Origin of the sequence: Flavobacterium taihuense (assembly GCF_019351435.1) — a bacterium.
GTDB lineage: Bacteria > Bacteroidota > Bacteroidia > Flavobacteriales > Flavobacteriaceae > Flavobacterium > Flavobacterium taihuense.
Map to the genome: position 1 here is coordinate 246,551 of NZ_JAHWYN010000003.1, position 22,620 is coordinate 269,170.

At 33.7% G+C, this 22,620-nt stretch carries 23 protein-coding genes; 9 read left to right on the forward strand and 14 right to left on the reverse strand.

Translation table 11 applies throughout. From position 1 onward, the window contains the following. Position 1: 1 nt before the first annotated feature. The 4 genes from KZH69_RS04530 to KZH69_RS04545 all read right to left on the reverse strand — a co-directional run bounded on the left by KZH69_RS04530 (position 2) and on the right by KZH69_RS04545 (position 4,461). Entirely contained in the window at positions 2 to 754 is a 753-nt protein-coding gene (locus KZH69_RS04530; protein WP_219316269.1) for a hypothetical protein, read from the reverse strand. A 350-nt stretch (positions 755 to 1,104) separates the two neighbouring features. Beyond that, complete coding sequence (locus KZH69_RS04535) at positions 1,105 to 3,240, reverse strand: polyribonucleotide nucleotidyltransferase (protein WP_219316270.1); 2,136 nt, start codon at positions 3,238 to 3,240, stop codon at positions 1,105 to 1,107. A 209-nt stretch (positions 3,241 to 3,449) separates the two neighbouring features. Next, positions 3,450 to 3,716, reverse strand: coding sequence for a 30S ribosomal protein S15 (gene rpsO, locus KZH69_RS04540; RefSeq protein ID WP_219316271.1), 267 nt, complete (start codon positions 3,714 to 3,716; stop codon positions 3,450 to 3,452). Between the two features lie 289 nt (positions 3,717 to 4,005). Beyond that, positions 4,006 to 4,461: an XrtF-associated fRMsr-like GAF protein gene (locus KZH69_RS04545; protein WP_219316272.1), complete on the reverse strand. Its 456-nt coding sequence runs from the start codon at positions 4,459 to 4,461 to the stop codon at positions 4,006 to 4,008. A 71-nt stretch (positions 4,462 to 4,532) separates the two neighbouring features. On the opposite strand from KZH69_RS04545, the gene xrtF reads away from it, so the two are divergent. From xrtF to KZH69_RS04585, 8 genes are all read left to right on the forward strand, one after another. Beyond that, on the forward strand, positions 4,533 to 5,069 hold the full coding sequence (gene xrtF, locus KZH69_RS04550; protein WP_219316273.1) for an exosortase family protein XrtF: 537 nt from the start codon (positions 4,533 to 4,535) through the stop codon (positions 5,067 to 5,069). Continuing rightward, entirely contained in the window at positions 5,059 to 5,502 is a 444-nt protein-coding gene (locus KZH69_RS04555; protein ID WP_219316274.1) for an exosortase F system-associated membrane protein, read from the forward strand. The genes xrtF and KZH69_RS04555 overlap by 11 nt, the downstream gene beginning before the upstream one ends. Before the next feature lie 61 nt (positions 5,503 to 5,563). After that, positions 5,564 to 6,394: an ATP cone domain-containing protein gene (locus KZH69_RS04560; RefSeq protein ID WP_219316275.1), complete on the forward strand. Its 831-nt coding sequence runs from the start codon at positions 5,564 to 5,566 to the stop codon at positions 6,392 to 6,394. 112 nt (positions 6,395 to 6,506) lie between these two features. Beyond that, a complete protein-coding gene (locus KZH69_RS04565; protein ID WP_219316276.1) occupies positions 6,507 to 7,862 on the forward strand; it encodes an MBL fold metallo-hydrolase RNA specificity domain-containing protein in 1,356 nt (451 codons plus the stop codon). 79 nt (positions 7,863 to 7,941) lie between these two features. Beyond that, positions 7,942 to 8,352 carry an HYC_CC_PP family protein gene (locus KZH69_RS04570; protein WP_219316277.1) on the forward strand — a complete coding sequence of 137 codons (411 nt, stop codon included), beginning with the start codon at positions 7,942 to 7,944 and terminating at the stop codon, positions 8,350 to 8,352. A 63-nt stretch (positions 8,353 to 8,415) separates the two neighbouring features. Beyond that, positions 8,416 to 10,428, forward strand: a complete 2,013-nt coding sequence (locus KZH69_RS04575) for a TonB-dependent receptor plug domain-containing protein (protein WP_219316278.1) — start codon at positions 8,416 to 8,418, stop codon at positions 10,426 to 10,428. Positions 10,429 to 10,462: 34 nt separating this feature from the next. After that, positions 10,463 to 10,852 (forward strand): heavy-metal-associated domain-containing protein, encoded by a 390-nt coding sequence (locus KZH69_RS04580; protein WP_219316279.1) that lies wholly within the window; start codon positions 10,463 to 10,465, stop codon positions 10,850 to 10,852. Between the two features lie 212 nt (positions 10,853 to 11,064). Continuing rightward, the gene (locus KZH69_RS04585; protein ID WP_219316280.1) at positions 11,065 to 11,745 is read left to right on the forward strand and encodes a DedA family protein; all 681 of its coding nucleotides are present in this window, start codon (positions 11,065 to 11,067) and stop codon (positions 11,743 to 11,745) included. Between the two features lie 177 nt (positions 11,746 to 11,922). Here KZH69_RS04585 and groL read toward each other — a convergent pair whose 3' ends face one another. From groL to miaB, 9 genes are all read right to left on the reverse strand, one after another. Beyond that, positions 11,923 to 13,551 (reverse strand): chaperonin GroEL, encoded by a 1,629-nt coding sequence (gene groL / locus KZH69_RS04590; protein WP_219316281.1) that lies wholly within the window; start codon positions 13,549 to 13,551, stop codon positions 11,923 to 11,925. Between the two features lie 87 nt (positions 13,552 to 13,638). After that, entirely contained in the window at positions 13,639 to 13,914 is a 276-nt protein-coding gene (locus tag KZH69_RS04595; RefSeq protein WP_100431955.1) for a co-chaperone GroES, read from the reverse strand. Positions 13,915 to 14,047: 133 nt separating this feature from the next. After that, the gene (gene secG / locus KZH69_RS04600) at positions 14,048 to 14,377 is read right to left on the reverse strand and encodes a preprotein translocase subunit SecG (protein ID WP_219316282.1); all 330 of its coding nucleotides are present in this window, start codon (positions 14,375 to 14,377) and stop codon (positions 14,048 to 14,050) included. 11 nt (positions 14,378 to 14,388) lie between these two features. After that, entirely contained in the window at positions 14,389 to 15,339 is a 951-nt protein-coding gene (locus KZH69_RS04605; protein WP_219316283.1) for a tetratricopeptide repeat protein, read from the reverse strand. Between the two features lie 117 nt (positions 15,340 to 15,456). Further along, complete coding sequence (locus tag KZH69_RS04610) at positions 15,457 to 15,960, reverse strand: LptE family protein (protein WP_219316284.1); 504 nt, start codon at positions 15,958 to 15,960, stop codon at positions 15,457 to 15,459. 126 nt (positions 15,961 to 16,086) lie between these two features. Further along, complete coding sequence (locus KZH69_RS04615) at positions 16,087 to 17,346, reverse strand: sigma-54 interaction domain-containing protein (protein ID WP_219316285.1); 1,260 nt, start codon at positions 17,344 to 17,346, stop codon at positions 16,087 to 16,089. 104 nt (positions 17,347 to 17,450) lie between these two features. After that, complete coding sequence (locus tag KZH69_RS04620) at positions 17,451 to 17,597, reverse strand: hypothetical protein (protein ID WP_219316286.1); 147 nt, start codon at positions 17,595 to 17,597, stop codon at positions 17,451 to 17,453. Between the two features lie 6 nt (positions 17,598 to 17,603). Next, positions 17,604 to 18,134 (reverse strand): YcxB family protein, encoded by a 531-nt coding sequence (locus KZH69_RS04625; protein ID WP_219316287.1) that lies wholly within the window; start codon positions 18,132 to 18,134, stop codon positions 17,604 to 17,606. Positions 18,135 to 18,175: 41 nt separating this feature from the next. Beyond that, complete coding sequence (gene miaB / locus KZH69_RS04630; RefSeq protein ID WP_219316288.1) at positions 18,176 to 19,621, reverse strand: tRNA (N6-isopentenyl adenosine(37)-C2)-methylthiotransferase MiaB; 1,446 nt, start codon at positions 19,619 to 19,621, stop codon at positions 18,176 to 18,178. Between the two features lie 411 nt (positions 19,622 to 20,032). Here miaB and KZH69_RS04635 point away from each other — a divergent pair, with 411 nt between their 5' ends. Next, the gene (locus tag KZH69_RS04635; protein WP_219316289.1) at positions 20,033 to 20,653 is read left to right on the forward strand and encodes an outer membrane beta-barrel protein; all 621 of its coding nucleotides are present in this window, start codon (positions 20,033 to 20,035) and stop codon (positions 20,651 to 20,653) included. 41 nt (positions 20,654 to 20,694) lie between these two features. On the opposite strand, the gene KZH69_RS04640 is transcribed toward KZH69_RS04635, so the two are convergent. Further along, positions 20,695 to 22,278 carry a glycerol-3-phosphate dehydrogenase/oxidase gene (locus tag KZH69_RS04640; protein WP_219316290.1) on the reverse strand — a complete coding sequence of 528 codons (1,584 nt, stop codon included), beginning with the start codon at positions 22,276 to 22,278 and terminating at the stop codon, positions 20,695 to 20,697. Positions 22,279 to 22,620: the final 342 nt, after the last annotated feature.

Consider the following 22,620-nt stretch of genomic DNA (forward strand, 5'->3'; position numbering starts at 1 on the left):
TTTATTTAATAGAGGTATGATTTGAAAGTGAATTACTAATGGTTGTGATCAAGTTCTTCATAAAATGGTCTATGTCGCTCTTTTTTAAGTCTCTATTTATTGAATAAAACTCAGTGATTTGTTTTTTTTGATTGGGAAATATTTTAATTAAATCACTTTTATTATTTATACTGTATAAAGTTTTTTTATAGTCTAGAAAGTAACTATTATTATTAGTGAAGTTATAGTAGGAATAATCGTATTTTATTTTTTTAATCATACTTTTGTGGTGTTTTATGTAAAACACAATGTCTTCATTATAAATTGAAGCTTCATAGTATGCTGTAGAGAAACCAGGAAAATTATATTGTTCTTTATTTATTTTTGTAAAAAATTTATTTAGTAAAGTAAAAGAATCAACTTTTTCTTTATTTAAATATATTCCTATTTGTTCAGATTCTTCTGCAGGATTTAAAATTAATATATCTCTATAAATATCATACTTGAGCTTTGTGTCATAATACGTTTGACCTTCATAACTGATTTTTCCTAAACTGTACTTATCGTTAATTAAATACATATTATTATCTCCTAGTGTTCTGTAAGTGTTAGTATAAAGAGGGCCGTAGTTAATATCTAGATTTTCTCTGCCAATAACCTTGTCAAACCAATTGTATGTTGAAATTATATTGCTGGTCTGACTTTGAATACGATAAGTGTTTAAGAATAATCCCAATAAAAGAAGAAAACGAGTTTTTGCTTGAATGTTTTTCAAAGGATGCGTGATTTAGTTTTTTTTAGTTGGTTGCTAATAGATGGTTTTAAATGTATTTTATAAAAATGATGTATTTTTTCACAAAAGTAACACATAATCTTACAAAAATAAGGTAAATTGTTATATTTTTATTGAATTCTAAAATAAATGCCTAAAAAAAATAATATTAAAAAAACAGCTATTGATATTATGTGAATTCCATTTAGATATGAATTTGCAAGTTTTTTTAGCTACTTAATATTAACTAAAGAGGTCGCGTTGAAAAAAATTAAATAAACCGAAAAACCCCGTTTCATAATGATGAAACGGGGTTTTCTCTATAATAAACCTTTTAGTAAACTAAGATTGGATTACTCTTTTTTCTCCTCACGTGGAGGTCTAGCAATAAGTGCTTTTCTAGAAACTTTTTCTTTTCTAGTTTTTGGATCAATACCAAGGTATTTTACTTGAAATACATCGCCCATGTTTACAACGTCAGTAACATTTTCTGTGCGTTCCCAAGCAAGTTCAGATACATGAAGTAATACTTCATTTCCTGGAGCAGCGGTATATTCTACAACAGCACCAAAATCAAGCATTTTGATTACTTTTACTTCGTAGGCTTCTCCCATTTGTGGTTTGAAAGTGATAGATTGGATTTTTGCCAATACCGCTTCTATTCCAGCAGGATCTGTACCTAAAATTTCAATAACACCTTCTTCGTTCACCTCGTTGATTACGATAGTTGTTCCAGTAGCTTTTTGTAATTCTTGAATTACTTTTCCACCAGGTCCAATTAAAGCGCCAATAAAGTTACCAGGAATGGTTCTTGTGATAATTTTTGGAGCATATGCTTTTACATCCGCTTTTGGAGCTGCTAAAGTATCAGTGATTTTTCCAAGGATATGCAAACGACCTTCACGAGCTTGAGCCAAAGCCTCCTCCATGATATGGTATTCCAATCCTTCGATTTTGATATCCATTTGACAAGCAGTGATTCCGTCAGCAGTTCCTGTTACTTTAAAGTCCATATCTCCTAAGTGATCTTCGTCGCCTAAGATATCAGACAATACAGCAAAACGAGCTCCATCAGTAATCAATCCCATTGCAATTCCAGAAACTGGTTTGATCATTTGGATACCTGCGTCCATCAATGCTAATGTTCCAGCACATACGGTAGCCATAGAAGAAGAACCGTTAGATTCTAATACTTCGGATACAATACGGATAGTATAAGGACAATCAGCAGGAATCATGTTTTTCAAAGCACGTTGTGCTAAGTTTCCGTGACCTACTTCTCTTCTTGAAGTTCCTCTTAGAGGTTTTGCTTCACCAGTAGAGAAAGGAGGGAAGTTATAGTGTAAGTAGAATTTCTCTTCACCTTGTTCTGATGGAGAGTCAATTTGATTTGCTTCTCTGGAAGTTCCTAAAGTTGCTGTTGCCAATGCTTGAGTTTCTCCTCTTGTGAAGATAGAAGATCCATGAACTGATGGTAAGTAATCAACTTCAGCCCAAATCGGTCTGATTTCGTTTGTTTTTCTTCCGTCCAAACGAGTTCCTAAATCTAGGGTTACGTTACGAACGGCTTCTTTATTGATTTTATAGAAGTATTTAGAAACTAAATCTCCGTCAGCGGCCAATTCTTCTTCAGTAAACAACGCTTTAACTTCTTCTTTAACTTCAGCAAATGAAGCTGTTCTTTCTTGTTTAGAAGAACCTACTTTTGCGATAGCATAAATTTTATCGTAAGCTGCAGCTTTTACTTTAGCGTAAATAGCTTCGTCTTCTTTTTCATTTTCATAAGTTCTTACTTCTTTTTTACCAAAAGCAGCAACTAATCTTTCTTGAGCAGCAATTTGAACTTTGATAGCTTCGTGAGCAAATTTAATGGCTTCTACCATTTCCAATTCTGAAATTTCTTTCATCTCACCTTCTACCATTGCGATAGAATCTTTAGAAGCACCAATCATCATGTCGATGTCAGATAATTCTAATTGAGTACGACTTGGATTGATGATAAATTTTCCGTCCACACGTGCAACACGTACTTCAGAAATTAATGTTGAGAAAGGAATGTCAGACAATGCAAGTGCAGCTGATGAAGCTAATCCTGCTAGTGCATCTGGCATAACGTTTTCGTCATGAGACATTAACTGCACCATTACTTGCGTTTCAGCATGGTAGTCGTCCGGGAAAAGAGGACGCAATACACGATCCACTAATCTCATTGTTAATACTTCGCTATCGCTTGGTCTTGCTTCTCTTTTGAAAAATCCACCAGGAAAACGACCTGCAGCGGCAAATTTTTCTCGGTAATCTACTGTTAAAGGTAAAAAGTCAATACCAGGACTGGCTTTACGGGCAGATACTACAGTTGCAAGCAACATGGCATTTCCCATTTGAACTACTACAGAACCGTCAGCTTGTTTGGCTAATTTTCCGGTCTCGATTGAGATGCTTCTGCCATCTCCTAAATCGATAATTTCTCTTGAAACTTTTGGAATCATACTTTATTTTTTGTGATTAAACAATGGGTTCTAGTTGTGTTGTTAGTTGTAGTTGTTGCGTAGTTAATGCCTAAAACCCAATGAAAAACCAAACTTTTTTTAATGTAAATATTAATTGTGAAAAATTAATATTAATTGAAGAATCTAAAATCTAACTTCTAAACTCTAAAATAAAAAAGAGGCACTCTCGCACCTCTTTTATATATTGATTATTTTCTAATACCCAATACTTTGATAATCTCACGATATCTGTTGATCTCTGTTTTCTTCAAATAGTCTAACAATGATCTTCTTTTACCTACTAATAATACCAATGAACGCTCTGTATTATAATCGTGACGATTTTTTTTCAAGTGCTCAGTAAGGTGGCTAATTCTGAAAGTGAATAAAGCGATTTGTGCTTCTGCTTTTCCAGTGTTTGTTTTTTCTCCGTGTTTAGCGAAGATCTCTTCTTTAATCTCTTTAGTTAAATACATTCCAATATTTGTTTAATGATTTTTATGTATGTCGTACATCTATTGTAAGACGGGTGCAAAAGTAGAAAATAATTATGAATTATAAATGATGAATGATGAATTATTTTACATCCTCATAATAGGAATCTTTAATTTTTTCAATCTTTATAACGATTCAGTACTTTTTTTAGTTCCTAAGGCCTTAAAGTGTTTAGAAAGAATAGCATCATATTTTTTTTAAATACTTATATATAAATTTCCGATTTTTTAGATGATTATTTTGTCTTTTTATAATTTTCTGATTTGATCTTTAGTACAACTTCGCAATCTCCACGTTTACAAATTCCAGGAAGCGTTCGTCTTCTGCTGTAAACGGATCGATTACGTGGCTGTCAATGTCAATTTGCCCAATGTTTTCTCCATTTACGAAAAGTGGAACTACAATTTCGGATTTCACAGTGAAACTGCACGCTATGTAATTGTCTTGGGCGCTTACGTCTGGAACTACAAAATTATTGTTGGATACTGCTACTTGACCACAAATTCCTTTTCCAAAGGGGATAACTGTGTGGTCAGTTTCGGCTCCTACGTATGGACCAAGATGTAGTGTTTTTGCCTCGTGATTGGCAAAATAAAATCCTACCCAGTTATAGTAGGAAATAGAATCACTCAAAAGTTGACAAACAGCCAACAGTTTTTCGTCTCTGGTTAGAGTTGTGTTTAGTGTGATTTGGGTTACTCTGGGCTGTAATTCTTGAAAAGTCATGATCTGTTATTTTTTACAAAAGTATTTAAAGACAATTTTAAAAATTGTATAAATTTGTTAAAAATTTAATTTTGAAAAAATATTTCCTCCTTTATAAACCCTTTTTGCTTTTTCTTACTTGCTTTTTTGGTACATACATTTTGCTTACATTTTTTTATCAGCTTTTTTTGAATGGTTTTGAAAATGGTAAAGTTGATACAATTACGCGATGGGTAGCTCAAAATACCGAAGAAATTATTTCATGGTTTTATCAATCGATACGTGTTGAGGAAAGTAGGAATGCCCCTTTTTTTAGTGTTTATTTTCAAAATAAAATTGTTGCCCAAATAGTGGAAGGTTGCAATAGCATGAGTGTGATTGTCTTATTCGTATCTTTTATAGTTGCGTTTTCAGGCGGTTTAAAAAATACTTTAGTTTTTGTTTTTGGCGGGAGCCTTTTGATTTATATTATTAATGTGCTTCGTATTGCGCTTTTAACGGTTTTAGTTTATTATTTTCCCAATCAATTGCATTTGCTGCATAGTATTCTTTTTCCGTTAATTATTTATGGTCTGGTTTTTATTTTATGGGTAGTATGGGTTAATAAATTCTCGAAATATGCTAAATAAAATACTGCGAAATAAACGTTCCTATTCCATAATTAGTGTATTGATATCACTATTGGTAGGTATACGAGCTTTCGAAGGACATCTGTTTTATGATCCTTTTTTGGTTTATTTCGAAGGGGATTATTTAAAAATGCCTTTGCCTGATTTTAATGCTTCGAAGTTATTTTTGGGATTGTCTTTGCGGTTCTTTCTAAACACAATTCTTTCTTTAGGTGTTCTTTATACTATTTTTAAAGATAAAGAGATGATTCAGTTTGCCGCGCTTTTGTATTTTTTTTTCTTTTTGATTTTAATTATTGGATTTTTTTTAATCCCCCATTTTTATGCAAATCAAAATAATTTACTACTATTTTACGTGCGTCGTTTTTTGATTCAGCCTTTGTTTTTAATTATTTTAATACCAGCGTTTTATTATCAAAAACTAAATAAATAAAGACTGTTATTTCGTACCTTTAATCTGAATTTTATAAACTTACGTGTTAAATTTAGAGAAGATGAAAATTGTTAAACATTCGGGAGCTATTGTCGATTTTAATCGTTCAAAATTAAAACAATCACTCTTAAAATCAGGAGCCTCTCCCACTATAGTTGATGATGTTTTGCAACTTATTGAAAAAGAGGTTTACGAAGGTATTTCTACTAAGCATATTTATAAAATGGCTTTCGCACTTCTTAAAAAAAATTCTAATTCGCATGCTGCTCGATATAATTTAAGAGAAGCTATTCGATTGTTAGGACCTGCAGGCTTTTTTTTTGAAAAATTCATTGCCAGACTTTTTGCGGCAGAGCATTATGAAACTAAGGTTAATATTATTTTACAAGGAAAGTGCGTTTCGCATGAAATCGATGTTCTGGTTAAGAACAATAATGTTATTACAATGGTTGAGTGTAAGTTTCATGTGGGTAGAGAAGCAGCAACCGATGTGAAGGTACCAATGTATATCTTGTCCCGATTTAATGATTTAAGAGAAAGACAATATCAAATATTTTCAAAAAGTGATAGTATTTCAAAATGTTGGATTGTAACTAATAATCGTTTTACTTCTGATGCAGTCGATTTTGCTAAATGTTCTGGACTTAATTTGTTAAGCTGGGATTATCCCACAAACAATAATTTAAAAACCAAAATAGATAACCGTCAACTGTACCCAATTACTTGTTTGACGACATTGACTCTTTCTGAAAAAGAAAAACTATTGATTTTGGATATTATTTTGGTTCGAGAGATTGTAAATAATAGAGAAGATTTAGAAAAAATTGGATTGAGTCCCAGTCGAATAAAGAATGTGATGAAAGAAGCGTCAGAGCTGTGTCGGTTTATATAGTTTTTTTAGAGTAGCTAAGAAACTAAGATTTTATCTGGCAATTTAAAAGAGGTAAAACGTTTTTTAACTCAGAGTTTTAGTGTTTTTTATGATTAATCTAAATTGAATTAAAATGAAAATAACATGCATAGGAGGAGTAGGAACGGTTACAGGATCCAAAACTTTGGTAGAAAGTAATGGAGTTAGAATTTTAATAGATTGCGGACAATTTCAAGGATTAAAGCCTTTGCGGGAACTCAATTGGGAGCCTTTGCCTATTTTACCTTCTAGTATTGATTTTGTGTTATTGACTCATGGGCATTTAGATCATTGCGGATGGTTACCTCGATTGGTTAATCAAGGTTTTGAAGGTAAAATATATTGCACTAGTCCAACTAAGGACGTTGCTAAGTTGATACTTTTGGATAGTGCTAAAATTCAAGAAGAGGATGCTAAAATGGCTAATGAAGGAAAATATTCGAAACACGAAATTGCGGAGCCTTTGTACACAGTAGCTCAAGCTGAAAAGGTTTTCCCCCATTTTAGAGTAATTAAACCTGATGAAATTATTTCCTTGGATCCGGAAATTGAAGCCATTTTTTCCAATGCTGGACATATTCTCGGCGCATGTACGATTGAACTTCGGCTTGAAAATAAAGTGGTTGTTTTCTCTGGAGATATTGGCAGGGATAATGATGTGTTGATGTTTCCGCCTACTAAACCTAAAAAAGCAGATTATGTTTTCCTTGAAAGTACTTATGGGAATCGTCTTCATCCTGAAACTGATCCTAAAGATGAATTGGAAATGTACATCAATAATACAGTGCAAAATGGAGGGACCATTATAATTCCGAGTTTTGCAGTAGAGCGTTCTCAGAGTGTAATGTATCTTCTTTGGCAATTGAAGGAAGAAGATAGGATTCCAAATATTCCATATATTATTGATACTCCAATGGGAATTAGTATGTTGGAACTTTTTGTAAATAATAGGAAATGGCATAGATTACCTGAATATGAATTCACTGCTATGTGTAAAATGTTTACAATGGTTTCCGATTATCAGGAAACGATTGATACTATTTATAATAAACAACCAAAAGTAGTAATTGCGGCAAGCGGTATGGTCACAGGAGGCCGAGTTTTAAGTTATTTGGAACGATATATTGGATTGCCCGAAACAACAGTAATTATAATTGGTTACCAGGGAGAAGGTACACGCGGAAGAAAATTATTAGAAGGTGCAACTGACGTAAAAATACACGGTAGATATTTTGCGGTAAAAGCTAAAGTCGTTGAAATAGAAGGTTTGTCAGCACATGGCGATCAAAAAGACTTGGTTAATTGGCTTTCGGATTTAGAAGAGAAACCGAAAAAGGTTTTTTTGGTACATGGAGAGAACGAACCTGCGGATGAACTAAGAGTCAAAATTCAAGACAAATATGGTTTTGAATGTATTATACCTTTAATGGGGCAGGTATTTGAATTGTAAGTTTAATTTTCTTTTAAAATTTAAAAGTTTAACAAGAATTTGATTTTTTTAAGCAGATAATAACGCTAATTTTGCAAAAATGAAATTCAAAAAGCACATAAGTATATTTCTAGCAATCTTATTATTGGTTTCCAATGTGGGATTGGCATTTAATGTGCATTATTGCGGAGGCCAGATTTCTTCGGTTTCCTTGAATTCTACTTTGCCTTCATTAAAAAGCGAAAAAGGGTGTTGTGAAAAGTTGGTTACTAAGAAAGACAGCTGTTGTAAAGACAAAAAAGTGGTCATTCAGAAAAAAACAGATAATGGAATTGTTAAATCTTTTTCTTTTCAGTTTAATTACGCTTTTATAGTTCCAGAATATGAACGAACTGTTTTTGTTGCTACACCTAGTTTTAAAAATAGTTCTTCTCTTGCGTATTATTGCGATGCCAATGCACCGCCACTTTTCAAACTCTACAATCAATACCTTCTTTACGATAAATTGTAATGTTTAATTTAAGTTAAACCCATTTGTTGTGGTTTGACATTTTTAATCATTATAATTTTAATCATGAAAATACAAATAACATTAGTTTTAGTGCTTTTGTTTGCTGCTTTTAATTCCTATTCGCAAGATACTTTAAGAGAAATAAAAGTGCAGTCCAAACGGAAAGCCCTTCAGAAATCATATACCGTTACGGGAAATACCACTTTAGTAACCAAAAAAGAATTGCTCAAAGCCGCTTGTTGCAACCTTGCAGAAAGTTTTGAAACCAATCCTTCCATAGATGTCAATTTTTCGGATGCTTTAACTGGAACGAAGCAAATCAAAATGTTGGGTTTGACAAGCCCTTACTTATTGATGACCCAAGAAAACGTTCCTTCAGTTCGAGGAGCTTCACAAGCTTACGGACTTTCTTTTACACCAGGTCCTTGGATAGAAAGCATTCAGATTACCAAAGGAGCGGGAAGTGTGGCTAATGGCTTCGAAAGCATATCGGGGCAAATCAATACCGAATTAGTAAAACCGATGTCGGAAGTTCCATTTTTATTAAACGCTTATGGTTCTACCGATTCCCGTTTTGAACTGAACGCCAATTTCAATCAAAAACTGTCCGACAATTGGGCGACTAGTTTACTGCTTCACGGCAATATTAGAGATTCCAAAATGGATAAAAACAGCGATGGTTTTCTAGACAATCCTCTGCAAAAACAAATCAATTTATTAAATCGCTATCAGTATTATAATGCAGAAACAGGTTGGGTTAGTTTTATTAATTTGCAATATATGGATGACGCTAAATTGATGGGGCAATTGAGTTTTAATCCTGATGCCGATAAAGGAACAACGAATTCTTGGGGTTCTGAAATCGATACCAAGAAAATCGATGTTTCTACAAAAATAGGTTATGTTTTTAAAGATATGCCCTATCAAAGCATTGGTTTTCAAAATGCATTATCGAGCTATGACCAAGATTCGTACTTTGGGTTAAATAGGTATACTATCAAACAGAATAGTTTTTATTCGAACTTGATTTTTAATTCGATCATCAATAATGAAAAGAACAAGTTTGCCACAGGCTTGAATTTTACTTATGATAATTATGCTGAGTTTGTCAACAGTTTAGATTACAGTAGGATAGATAATACTGTTGGAGCTTTCTTTGAATATACCTATGATAATCAAGATAATTTTAGCTTGATTCTTGGTGGTAGGGTAGATTATGGTAATCGTTTGGGTGTTTTTGTTACGCCAAGAATTCATATGAAATACAATCCTTGGGAGAAAGGAGTGTTGCGAGTTTCAGCAGGAAGAGGAAAACGCCCTGCCAATATTTTTGCCGAAAATCAAACTTTATTTGCTAGTTCCAGAACTTTTGATGTGGTAAATTCTGGTGGTAAATTATATGGATTGGATTCAGAAATTGCCTGGAATTATGGTTTGAGTTTTATGCAAGGATTCAAGTTGTTTAATAGGAATGCAGATGTTACCGCCGATTTCTACAGAACCAATTTCCAAAATCAAGTCGTAGTCGATATTATGCAAAGCCCTCAATCGGTAATTTTTCATAATTTGGACGGTGTTTCGTTTGCCAATAGTTTTCAACTGGAGTTTAATTATGAATTGGCCAAGCATTTGGAATTGCGTTCGGCTTACAAATATTACAACATTAAAACCGATTATTTGTCTGGGAAGTATCAAAGACCATTGCAGGCGGCACATCGTTTTTTTGGAAATTTAGGGTATGAAACCCAAATTAAGGATAAAGGTCAGCACTGGAAATTTGATTTTACCTATAATTGGATTGGCGAGCAACAATTGCCTTACACGGCTTCAAATCCCGTAGCCTTCCAGTTTCCGGACCATTCATCAGCTTATTCTTTGATGAATGCTCAAATTACAAGAGTGTTTTCCAGTACTTTTGAAATTTATGTAGGAGGGGAGAATATTGGGAATTACACTCAAAATCCTGCTATAGTAGATTCACAAAACCCCTTTGGACCTTATTTTGATGCAACTATTTTGTACGCACCGGTATTTGGACAAATGTATTATGCGGGTTTAAGGTTTAAAATCAGATAGGAACAATAACAATATCAATTTAAAAAATAAAATGATGAAAACAACTAATCAAGAATTCAAAAAAAGCTTCAATAATAATATAGTTAAGAATGTATTTTTAGTTTTACTAATGACTATCATTGGATTTTCGGCTAAAGGCCAAGAAAAGAAAAATAAAAACGCTAAATATACAACTGAAGTAAATGGTAACTGCGAGCAATGCCAAAAGAGGATTCAAAAGGCTGCATATTCTATAGCAGGAGTGAAATCGGCTTCTTGGAGTATTAACACACATCAATTGAGTGTAATCATAAACGAAGAGAAATGTTCTTTGTTGGATGTAAAAAAAGCTATTGCCAAAGTTGGACATGACACCGATGAATTGAAATCAACCAAAGAAGATTATGATAATCTTCATGCTTGTTGTCAATATGAAAGACTGTAATATGTAGTTTTAGATTATTTTGCATCAGGAATTATTTTATCCTAATTAATTTAAAATTTTATACAGGTGAAAGAAAAAGCATCAAAAAAGAAACTTATTTTTGATGCTTTTTGTGGTTTTTAAATCGTTAATAAAACTTTAAAGTGAAGTAATAAATTGTGGTTCACCTAAATTATCCTTACTTTCACAGCCTAAATAAAACACAAAAATTTATGAGTAATTTTGAATGGACCCAATTAGTAAATCCTGAATTTTATATAACTTTTACAATTGGAGGCATTCAACTGGGTTTGTACATTGTTTTATTCATTGTGTTTGCAGAGACAGGCCTTTTTGCCGGTTTTTTTCTTCCTGGAGACAGTTTGCTTTTTTTGGCAGGAATCTATAGCCGTGATTTGGTTCAGAATATTCTTTTTATAGAAAGTGATTTTATAAATCTTGTTTTACTTTCAACGTTAGTAGCGCTTTCAGGAGTATTTGGTAATATGGTTGGCTATTGGTTTGGAGCCCAAAGTGGGTATTATTTATACAATAGAGAAGATACACTTTTGTTTAAGAAAAAATATTTGCTTCAGTCCAAAGAGTTTTTTGAAAAACATGGAGGGAAAGCGATTATTTATGCGAGATTTTTGCCTATCGTAAGAACATTTGCGCCGATTGTGGCTGGTATTGGATCAATGGATAAAAAGAAATTTATGTTTTTTAATATATTGAGCTCTTTTTTATGGTCTTTTATATTGATATTTTCAGGTCATTATTTGTATGGTCTTTTCAAGGATCAGTGGGGAATTGATTTAAAAGAACATATTGAGAAAATTGTAATTGGAATCATTTTAGTATCGACAATTCCTGTTTTTCTAAAATTAATCAAGCAAAAAGTCGTTGCTAAATAAATAGAATAAAAATAAAATTAACCGTCTTGCTTTATAAAGTCCGACGGTTTTTTTATGAAAAATTGTTAAGGCAGCATTTGAATGTTGTTTAATTTTTAATGAAGCATAAAAAATCCGTCAGGAACGAATTCAAGACGGATTTTTGTTCATTAAGTCTGATACTAATTTAAGCTGATTTTACATCATGCCTGGCATACCACCACCCATGTGGCCTCCGCCTGCATTCTCTTCTTTGATGTCGATTAAAGCACACTCTGTAGTCAAGATCATTCCCGCAACCGAAGCAGCATTTTCTAATGCGATACGAGTTACTTTTTTAGGGTCAATGATTCCAGCTTTTAGCATGTCTACGTACTCATCAGTTTTGGCATTATATCCAAAATCTCCAGAACCTTCACTAACTTTTGCAACTACTACAGAACCTTCAAGACCTGCATTTTCAACAATAGTTCGCAAAGGAGATTCTACTGCACGAGATATGATTTGGATTCCTGTTTTCTCATCAGCATTGTCTGAAACAATAGTGCTTAAAGCGTTTTTAGCTCTCAATAAAGCGACACCACCTCCAGCAACAATTCCTTCTTCGACTGCTGCACGAGTCGCGTGAAGCGCATCGTCAACACGGTCTTTTTTCTCTTTCATTTCCACTTCAGAAGCAGCACCAACGTAAAGAACAGCAACACCACCAGCTAATTTAGCCAAACGTTCTTGTAATTTTTCTTTGTCATAATCAGAAGTCGTAGTTTCCATTTGACCTTTGATTTGGTTGACACGATTTTTAATCATATCTGCTTCTCCAGCACCACTTACAATGGTAGTGTTGTCTTTGTCAATAGTTACTCTTTTTGCAGTACCTAGCATCTCTAAAGTAGTGTTTTCTAAAGTGTATCCTCTTTCTTCAGAGATTACAGTTCCACCAGTTAAGATAGCAATATCTTCTAGCATCGCTTTTCTTCTGTCTCCAAAGCCAGGCGCCTTTACAGCAGCGATTTTTAAAGCACCACGCAATTTGTTTACCACCAAAGTCGATAAAGCTTCACCATCAACATCTTCTGCAATAATTAATAATGGTTTTCCAGTTTGTGCAATTGGTTCCAATATTGGTAATAATTCTTTTAAAGAAGAAACTTTTTTGTCGTACAAAAGGATGTATGGACTTTCTAGTTCCGCTTCCATTTTTTCTGGATTGGTTACAAAGTATGGAGAAAGATATCCTCTGTCAAATTGCATTCCTTCCACAACATCAACATACGTATCTGTTCCTTTGGCTTCTTCAACAGTGATTACACCTTCTTTTCCAACTTTTGCGAAAGCATTAGCGATTAATTCACCAATAACTTCATCATTATTTGCTGAGATAGAAGCAATTTGTTTGATTTTTTCAGAATCACTTCCCACAACTTTAGCTTGTTTAGCAAGATCAGCTACAATAGCTTCAACCGCTTTGTCGATACCGCGTTTCAAATCCATTGGGTTTGCTCCAGCAGCAACGTTTTTCAATCCTTCTTTTACGATAGCTTGTGCCAATACCGTAGCGGTTGTAGTTCCGTCTCCAGCTAAATCATTGGTTTTTGAAGCTACTTCTTTTACCATTTGGGCACCCATGTTTTCCAAGGGATCTTTCAATTCAATTTCTTTTGCTACAGTAACACCGTCTTTAGTAACGTTTGGTCCGCCAAAAGATTTACCGATAATTACGTTACGCCCTTTTGGTCCAAGGGTTACTTTTACTGCATTTGCCAATGCATCAACTCCACGTTTTAAACCGTCACGTGCTTCAATATCAAATTTTATATCTTTTGCCATTTTTCTAATTTTTTTTTAAATTGTTTAAGGTTTAAATCTTTAAAGTTGCTCAAAGCGAACAACAAAACTTTATTCTTAATACTTATCTTAGATTATTGCAAGGATATCGTCCTCACGCATAATTAAATAATCTTTTCCTTCTAATTTTAATTCAGTTCCAGCATATTTTCCATAAAGGACTGTGTCTCCAATTTTCACGGTCATAGTGTGGTCTTTAGTTCCATTTCCTACTGCAACTACAGTTCCTTTTTGTGGTTTTTCTTTGGCGGTATCTGGAATAAAAATTCCTGACGCCGTTTTCGTTTCAGCTGCAACTGGTTCGATAAGAACTCGATCTGAAAGTGGTTTAATGTTTAAAGTCATGATTTTTATGTTTATGTTATTTTTACTGTTGTTGTTCTTTCAGAAATTGTGCCATAGCCTATAAACTGACATTTTTTCTTATAAAAAATGCCAGCTTTGACAGGCTGGCATTTTTTGTATATATGTAAATAAATTATTTCGCAGGAGTTGCTGGTGCAGGTGTGTTTTGAGCTGGTGCATTAGTTTTTGGTGCAGCAGTTTCAGTGTTGTCAATGATTTTAGAATCGGCATCACTTAAAGTTCCTGTGAAACTCAAACCAGAAAGTAAGATTAAAGCAATTAATATAGTCGCTAATGTCCAAGTGCTTTTATCTAAGAAATCTGTAGTTTTTTGTACACCACCTAACATTTGAGAACCACTTATTGTAGAAGAAAGTCCACCGCCTTTAGGGTTTTGAACCATTATTACTACGATCAATAGAAAACATACTATTGTAATTAAAACTAAAAAAATTGAAAACATACTATTTATTATTAATTGTTATTTTGTTGTACTATTTTAATATCCTTTATACGGTCTGCAAAGAAACTACTTTTTTCTGGATATTTCAAAATTAATATTTCATAAGCTTGTATCGCTTTTTGATATTTTTTTTGTTCCAAATATACCTTAGCCAAAGTCTCTGTCATTAAATAAGAGTTGTCCTCCTTGTTGAGATCAAGATTATGGGTAAATACAACTCCAGGTTTTATTGGCGGAATCTTCGGACTGGTTTCGATGAACTTATCGATTAGTTCAGCTTTTTTCTTTTTATCCTCGTCTATAGGGTCTTTTTCCATCGTATTGTTCTCTTGGGGATTTTCACGTATTATGGGTTGTATCCTCGAAATTTGAAGCCATTGATGAAATGAATGGGTTTCCTCTTTTGAAAAATCTAATGGTTTGCCCAGTTCTAATTTATTTTCAGCTTCTGTTGTGCCCTCTTTGTTCTGAACAGGATTTGCTTCTTTGATAGAATCCAGAATCGATTGTTCAATAACTTTTTCAGTCTCAACTTTTTCAAAAGTAACACCATGATATACCTCTGTATTTAAACTAGCTTCTTTAATTGAAGTAAGAATCGATTGTTCCAAAGGATTTATTGCAATTGGTACTGGCTCTTCTTTTTTAACAATTTGGCTATCGATAACTGTTATGTTTAGAAGGTCTTGTGTTTTCTTATCGTAAGTCTTTTTTTGTATGGCAATAAATGATTCCGAAGTAATGAAATCAAATAAAACGCTTCTATCCGTAGTGTGTGCGGCAGCAACTTTTAATGCGAAATTATATTTGTAACTATTGAGGTTGTAAAGCCCCTTCAGACGCAACGCTCTTGCACTTTGAAAAAATGGAAATTCATCCAAAACTTTCTCCAAAGCCACCGTTTGAGTCTCGTTGATTTCTTCAGGTTGGTTTAATAAATAATTATAGCTACTAACGTTCATTTGTTTGGGTTATTCTAAGTTTTAGGATTTAGTTTCCAATTTTTATAATTTGACTTTATAGTTTCAATTGTTTTCAAACTACAAACAGAAAACCGCTAACTCATTACTTTTTTAAAGTTACCATTTCGCAAGCGAGTCATTAAAAATATCCTGTGTGATTCTTTCAAAAATTTCTTTTATGGCAGCATCTTTTGTTGCCCCGGTCAATTGTTGGGCTGCTGGATAATCATGATAAAATTCAAAAACTTTTTCGAAATCGTCAGCTTCCTTGTTTTTATTGGTGAATCTAACATTTACTCTAATCTTTAAACGGTTTTGTGCTGCTTGCTGATCTGCAGTTGCCGTCATTGGACTGATACGATAATCTACTATTTCTCCTTCATACGTCAAATCCCCACCATTTTTCACCAAATGTAAATTAGTTTGATTTTGAATTAAATCTTGCAATGTAAGTGTAAAAGTTCTATCAATTCCTGGTTCAATCAAGTCAGAATTGTTTGGGAAGAAATTTACCTGATACGTTTTGGCATCAATTTTACCAGTTCCTGTAAAGTTGTAAACTGAACAACTATTGAGGATGAAAGAACTAATTATTAAAAAGAGGTAATGTATTTTTTTCATAAATGTTTAAATTGCTACGCCTGTTGGCTATCGCTCGAGTCCAAATTCTAATTTGATTCAGTTTTCAAATGTACAAAAATCGAATTTGGAATTTGAAATTTGTTGTTTTTGAAATTTTATTTTTTGTTAAAGATCAAATTGTTTTATTTTTCGATACAGAGTACGCTCCGAAATGCCCAATTCATCGGCGGCGGCTTTTCGTTTCCCTTTGTTTTTTTCTAATGATTTTTTAATCATTTCGATTTCTTTTTGTTCGAGTCGTAAAACTTCTTCCTCTTCAATGGTTTCTGCCAGAAGATAATTGTTGTTGTCCTGCTCTTCGTAGTTCTGTTCTATATTTGAGTTGGATAAATAAGAAGTTCTTGGTTCTTCTTCAAAATCAATTTCGCTATCCTCTTCTTTGGAGCCGTATATTTTTTTGATGAGTGATTTATTGGTTTCCTGAACATTAGAATTGCCATTTTGCATTAATTCCAATGTCAATTTTTTTAAATCATGCAAGTCACTTTTCATGTCAAAAAGGACTTTATATAAAATCTCTCTTTCGGTGTTAAAATCACTATCGTTTTTTTTGTCTTTTATTACCGATGGTAAATTACTGCCTTCTGCGGGTAAATACGTTTGTAAAGTAGCAGCAGTAATGTCTCTGTTGGTTTCCAATACCGAAATTTGTTCTGCTACGTTTCGCAATTGTCGAATATTACCACTCCAACGGTATTTCTGCAATAAGGCAATGGCACCTTCGTCAAGCTTCAAAGGAGGCATTTTATATTTATTGGCAAAATCGGCAACGAATTTTCGGAATAACAAATGTATATCTTCTTTTCGTTCTCGAAGTGGTGGCAACGTGATATCTACCGTACTTAAACGATAATACAAATCCTCACGGAATTTCCCTTTTTCAATTGCTTTAAATAAATTGACATTCGTTGCGGCTACGATTCGGACATTTGTTTTTTGAACTTGCGATGAACCTACTTTTATGAATTCACCATTTTCCAACACACGCAACAAACGGACTTGAGTGGTTAATGGCAGTTCTCCTACTTCATCAAGGAATATTGTACCACCATTGGCTACTTCAAAATACCCTTCGCGAGTGCTGGTTGCACCTGTAAAAGCCCCTTTTTCGTGTCCAAAAAGTTCACTGTCAATTGTTCCTTCTGGAATGGCACCACAGTTTACGGCAATATATTTTCCGTGTTTTCGGTGTGATAAGGAATGTATAATCTTTGGGATGTTTTCTTTTCCAACACCACTTTCTCCAGCCACCAAAACCGAAATATCGGTGGGGGCAACCTGAATGGCTTTTTCTATTGCACGGTTAAGTTTTGGGTCATTCCCAATAATCTCAAAGCGCTGTTTTATTGATTGTACTGTATCCATTTGCTTTTAGTTTTTTTAGTTTAAGTTTACTGTTTCAAGTTGCCAAGCAAACTTTTAAATCTAAACTTTCAAACTTTATTTATATCTAATGAAATATAATGGTTTTACTGCTGAGGTTTTGTCAGCGTATCTTTTTGAATGGCTGTTTGTTCAATTTTATGTTTTGGAAAATAAGTTCTAATTGCATAGAATGTTATTCCAAAAGCAACGATAAATGTAATTAAAGCGATGAGTATATGTTTTTTAGTCATAGTGCTTTAGTTTTTTAAACTCTTTTTTATATCGATTGAATTAAAAAGCAGTCTTAATTCATTGTATTGGTTGTCTTTTAAATCTGCTTTGATAATAGGTAAAGCAGAATTTTTTTGTAAATAAATTAGAAACCACTCGTTAGTTTCCTTAATTTGATATGAATCTTTCCAGAAATTCTCTATTTTAAAGGTTTCGCCTTCTTGAATGAAAGAGTTGTTTTTGAATGATATTTTTTGAGTTTCTAGGTTTTTTTTGTTTTTCAGTATGTTTTTTTTCATTGTCGACATTGTTCGAAAATAGACAAAAGCCCAAATTGTAATGATTAGAACAAAAGGGAAAATATCAATAATATTCCAATTTTTTAAATTAGTATTGTTATTGGATTCTAAAAAAGTCCCCAAATTACTTTGTAAAATAAATATTACTATTAGAAAAGGAGCAATTTTCAAAAAAGGCATACGTATTAATAAATATTTAGAGACTTTTACTAATGTATCTATGTTTGGCTTATATTTAATTGTGATTTCTTTTTCCATCTGTATTTTTTTAATCTGTGTTAATTTGTGGTAAAAAAAAATCAGTTCATATTTGAATATCCAACTGCTTCTCCTTTCAAAGTTCCCGAAGTGCAAGACTTAATTTTTACATTTACAAAATCTCCAATTTTATAATTTTCTTTTGGGAAAACCACGGTTATACTTTGTGAATTTCTTCCAGAAAACTCCTCAGTCGATTTTTTTGAAACTTTCTCAATCAATACTTCAACCGTTTTGCCAATGAATTCCTCAGAGCGCAACCAAGCGTGTTTTTGCTGTAAATCGACAATTTCCTGCAATCTTCTTGCTTTGGTAGTTTCAGGAACATCATCTTGCATTTTTCTTCCCGCCAAAGTTCCAGGGCGTTCTGAATAGCTGTACATATAACCAAAATTATATTTCACATATTCCATCAAACTCAGTGTATCTTGATGATCTTCTTCCGTTTCTGTCGGAAATCCCGATATCATATCTTGCGAAATGGCTCCGTCTGGAATAATAGAACGAATTTTATCAATCAAAGTCATATATTCTTCTCTGGTATGCAAACGATTCATTTCTTTCAAGATTCGATTGCTGCCCGATTGTACCGGTAGGTGAATGTGTTTGCAAATGTTAGGGTATTTGGCAATAACGTGCAAAATGCTTTCGTGCATATCTTGCGGATTCGAAGTCGAAAAACGAATGCGCATTTTTGGGAAACCAACCGCTACCATTTCCAGTAATTGGTCAAAATCCACCGCTGTCGCTTTTTGCATATCAGTAGCATTGATGAAATCCTTTTTCAAACCGCCGCCATACCACAGATAACTGTCTACATTCTGACCTAGAAGTGTTATTTCCTTAAATCCCTTGCTCCACAAATCCTGAATTTCGTTCATAATGCTTTGTGGCTCACGACTGCGCTCACGTCCACGGGTGAAAGGTACTACACAAAACGTACACATATTGTCGCAACCTCTCGTGATAGAAACGAGAGCGGTAATTCCGTTGCTCATCAAACGAACGGGCGAAATATCACCGTATGTTTCTTCTTTTGACAAAATCACATTGATCGCATCACGGCCTTCTTCAACGTCACTCAATAGGTTCGGTAAATCTTTGTAGGCATCAGGACCTACAACAAGGTCTACAATTTTTTCTTCGTCAAGAAATTTTTCTTTCAAGCGCTCGGCCATACAGCCTAGAACGCCCACTTTCATCTTCGGGTTAATTCGTTTTACGGCATTGTATTTCTCCAGACGTTTGCGTATCGTTTGTTCTGCTTTGTCGCGAATAGAACAAGTGTTTACTAATACTAAATCTGCCTCTTCCAAAACAGAAGTGGTATTATAACCGCCATCAGACAATATAGATGCCACAATCTCACTGTCCGAAAAATTCATCGCACAGCCATAGCTCTCTATATAAAGCTTCTTGGTATTCTCCAGTTTATGTTCTAGAACAAGGCTGTTCCCTTGTTTGCTTTCTTCAATTATCTTTTCCATTGGGTATTTTCAAAGCGCAAAGATAAGGCAAATACAGTGATTATGACAAGATGTCAGCCGAAGAATTAACAACTTTTTAAGTCCTTCCAATTTGAAATAGTCAAGCAGATTTTAGTACGGAGGTAATTTCCGCTTTTCGCTGCAAGGTCTAGTCTCATTAATAAAATTTTTAAGTGTCTGCAAGAGCTTCTTTCAGTCGCTTTGCAAATACAATAAATTTGAGTCAAAGGGACTCCAGGCTCTTCACTAGAATCAGGACTAATGAATTCATTTTCGGAATTGTGTTTTTTGATTTTAGGAAAGCAATAGTCGTGATTTTTTTAGTAAATTTATAGTTACTTTTAGGGAATAGAAAACATTGGTGCCACTCGTTAAAAAAAATCTATTTAGAACTATTAAATAGTCATTTCCATGTCATACCTAAATTCAAAAAAGTATGTTTTTGTTCTTTTGGTCTGCTGTCTGTTACTACCAATGACTAATTATGTATATGCTCAAATGAGTACTTCCGTAAATAATTTAAATACTTTTAAAAAGGGATTTTACGTCGGGATCGAAATGGGAATTGGATGGCTTCAGGTCTCGAGTAACGGTCATAGCGAAAGTAGGAAAGAAAGATTTATCATGGGATTTCATGGCGGATATAGCCCCTTTCGAGCACTTAGGCTAGGTATTAAATTAGATGGATATTTAATTGAATCTGGCGACTTTTCAAACCCCGAAAAAGGAATTAGTATTTCTAATACATCTTTTCAAATACAGGTATTCCCTTTCAAAACCGTTTCTTTTTTTGCAAATGGTCAATATGGTTGGAGCGAATACATAAATGATCACCCTTATGAACATAATGTAAGTGGGACATCCCAAAAAATTGGTCTGGGTTATGAGTATAATTTGAATAGACATTTTGCTCTTTCACTGATAACTAATTATGGCTTCGGCAGATTTAATGATGTGAATGATTTGTTAGCAACTATTCATGATCAACATTATGATTCATGGGATATTACATTAAGTCTGACTTATCGTTAACTCTATTTGTGATTTCAAAATGGAAGATGTCTTTTATCTCTTTATGGAATTCGAAATTCTTTCAATAAAAACCCATTAGCCAAAGTCTTAAATTCGACTACTTGATTTTGAATCCAATTTTCGTCATGACCTAATTCTTTAGCTAGTAAATGTGCTACTTTGGTAGAGCAAGAAATTGCTGCTCGGGCATCTAAAAATAATAGCCGAACACGTCTTGCCAAAATATCATCAACTGTTGTAGCCATTTCTTCTCGAATGGCCCAAACAACTTCGGCTAAAGTGTAATTGTAATCAGGATGTAGTTTTTCCTTTAGTTCAGGTTCGCTTTCTTGCAATTCAAGTATGGCTTTACTGTCAGTTCCGTAAATAAATAAATGATTTTCAAAATCTGATGCATTGTTTTTTTTGTTTCCGTGAAGGGTTAAATGCTCTGTGATACATTTATTTGGTTTTAGTTCATGCACTTTGATGGCTTTATCGACGATATCTTCAGCAATTTTCCTGTAAGTGGTCCATTTTCCTCCAGTAATTGTAATTAGCCCGGTTTCAGAAACGATTATTTTGTGGCTACGAGAAACTTCTTTGGTGTTTTGTCCTTTTTTTTCAGGTGCTGCCAAAGGTCTTAAACCTGCAAAAACAGAAAGAACATCTGATCTCATTGGTTTTTTTGTTAAATATATTTGCACAGTTTTCAGTACAAATTCAATTTCTTCTTCGAGCGCAATGGGTTCAAGATCTGATTTTTTGACTAGAGTATCAGTGGTGCCAACAACAATTTTGTCATGCCATGGAACCGCAAAAAGCACTCTTCCGTCACTCGTTTTAGGTATCATTAATGCATGACCACCTGGCAAAAAAGATTTGTCAAATACTAAATGAATACCCTGACTGGGAACAATATACTTTTTATAAGCCGTATCGTTCATTTTCATGATGGCATTGGTAAATACTCCTGTTGCATTAATCACTGCTTTGCCTTGTATGGTATACTCTTTTTGGGATTCTTGGTCAATAGCTGTAATTCCAGTGACTATGTTTTTAGTGTTCTTTTGTAAACGGATAACTTTAAAGTGATTCAGAACGCAAGCTTGTTTTTCTATGGCTGTTTGTGCCAAATTTATTGCCAATCTTGAATCGTCAAATTGGCCATCATGGTACAGTACGCCACTTTGCAGTCCATTTGGTTCAATGGAAGGGATTAATTCTAGTGTCTTTTCTTTGGATAAATATTTAGAACTGCCAAGACTTAATTTACCGGCTAATAAATCATAGAATTTTAAACCAAAGGTGTAAAAATAACCGCCCCACCAGTTGTAATTTGGGATAATGAAAGATTCGTTTTTGACCAAATGTCCTGCGTTTTTATCCATCAAACCTCTTTCTTTTAGAGCTTCTATGACCAAGGAAAGATTGCCTTGTTCCAAATAGCGAACGCCTCCATGAACCAATTTGGTACTTCGGCTTGAGGTGCCTTTTGCAAAATCAACTGCTTCTAAAAGGATAGTTTTGAAACCTCGACTCGCAGAATCCACTGCAACGCCAAGTCCGTTGGCACCGCCACCAATAATGATAATGTCCCAAGTTTGGGTTTGTTTCAGTTTTGCTAACTGTTCAGTTCGATTCATTATGCAATTTTGAAGGTTAGATTTGGTCGTTTGTAGTAAATTTAACTAATTATTTATGTTCATATGCTTTGAAAAGAAAAAAATGTGATTTATATTTTTTTCTACCTATATATATAGGTGAAATTGAACGGCATATTTTGCTGTTATAAGGGTATTTATTATCTTGGATGACTTTGCTTATTGTTTTTCTTTTCTTATTTTTTTGTGTTTGAAATGAACTATAACCAGGTTAATAAATTACTGCCTTGAGTTGTTGAAATGGTTCGTTTGCCGATATAAAGTGTTTTTAAAATCAATGAAAGGCTGATATTTAAAAAAAAAAATTACTTTTGCGATTCAAAT